We start from the raw sequence: 1,330 nt of genomic DNA, 5'->3' as shown, positions 1-1,330 counted from the left end.
CAGCTTGCCCTTTGTACCCAGATCACGGATTTTTTTAACGTCCGTTCCCGTTGCATCCGCCAGCGCCTGATAAACGTTGATACCGTAACCGGTCAGCAGGTTGGCATCCGCCGCTGTGATTTGCTGGCGGGCAAACATCTGTTTCAGTTGCAGTGAGGCACCCTGTGCAGTGGGTAAATCCCAGCCGTGCATGGCCCCCTGATCCTGCAACATGGTGATGAACTGTTTCGTCTGTTCATCCGTCATGCCGAAGCCTTTCGACGAACGGATCTCATCCAGAACACCACTCAGCCCCCACGTGGTGTCCTTCGCGTTCTGCTTCGCCCAGGCCATCATGGCCTGCGCTCTGACCTTATCGCCGTGATACAGCGAGTTCATGGCGATGATCTGCTGCTCACGCTGGGCGGCTGCACCAATAAACAGTTTATTGGCGGTGTAACCCACGCCAGCGATACCCAGCGCCCCGGCTGACAGCATTCGGAATGTACGGGTTGACAGTGAACCCATTCTGTCAATGGCACCAGAAACGCGCACAACCTCCATACGCAGGGCACGAAGGGAACTTTGCCCGCTACGGGACAGGGCGTTTATCTGGTTCGAATACTGGCGGGAACGCCGGGAAAGATTGCCATTAAGATCAATAATGACAGACGCCTTTAAGCGTTTCCCGGTCATAGATATTTCCTGATTTAACGGTGATATTGAGAGAGGGTTTTAGCCTGCTGGCAGTGCCGGAAAAAGCGGGACAGCGGGAGAGACAAGGCCCATTCCGGGCCACTTTTCAGAATAACGCCAATCGCTGTCGCCGCTTTCTCAATATCATTCCGGCACCGCAGCCACTCGCCCCCGTTCTTGTGTCAGCGATGCCGCCACAGCCATGTCGTACATTTCTGTGGCCAGCGACAGACGCTGGAAGTCATCGACAGACAGTTTACGAATCAGCGCCATCGACAACGGGCCTTTGATGCAGCCCACGCTGGCAATCTGTCGGCGCAGCATTTCCAGTCCCATCCGGGACGGGGAACTGACCAGCACCGGACCTTCCTTGCTCATTACCAGCTTTTCAGCAGCCGCCTGTGCATCAATCATATCGCCTGCGGTCAGTTCACGCAGCGTCACGTCATACTGCATTTCAGTCTCGTCACCGGTGCCGAACGGCAGGCCGTCTTTCAGTTTCAGCACGCCGGACTGAATTTCTGCCACAATGCTGTCATGCAGTTCCTGTGCTTCAGGACCTAAATTCATTTCGTCCATTGTTTCCCCTTATGCAATGCGTTTGCTTTGTTTTGCCATCAGTACCAGCGAAATTTCGCCGCCGTCGTTTTTCGGT

2 protein-coding genes are annotated in these 1,330 nt (G+C 54.9%); both read right to left on the bottom strand.

Features of this window, described 5'->3' with window-relative positions; all coding sequences use genetic code 11:
- On the bottom strand, positions 1-675 hold a 675-nt coding region (locus tag AC0L3J_RS37035; RefSeq protein WP_473350376.1), incomplete at its 3' end, for a tape measure protein.
- 144 nt (positions 676-819) lie between these two features.
- A complete protein-coding gene (locus AC0L3J_RS37030) occupies positions 820-1,254 on the bottom strand; it encodes a phage tail assembly protein (protein ID WP_000344073.1) in 435 nt (144 codons plus the stop codon).
- Between the last annotated feature and the right edge of the window lie 76 nt (positions 1,255-1,330).

This window comes from Bradyrhizobium sp. Kon37 (assembly GCF_055807535.1).
This window is presented reverse-complemented; position numbering and strand designations above follow the sequence as displayed.

What these genes read in the sequence shown, in the direction of transcription:
- AC0L3J_RS37030 (WP_000344073.1), bottom strand. Translation starts at nt 1,254, where the DNA reads ATGGACGAAATGAATTTAGGTCCTGAAGCACAGGAACTGCATGACAGC.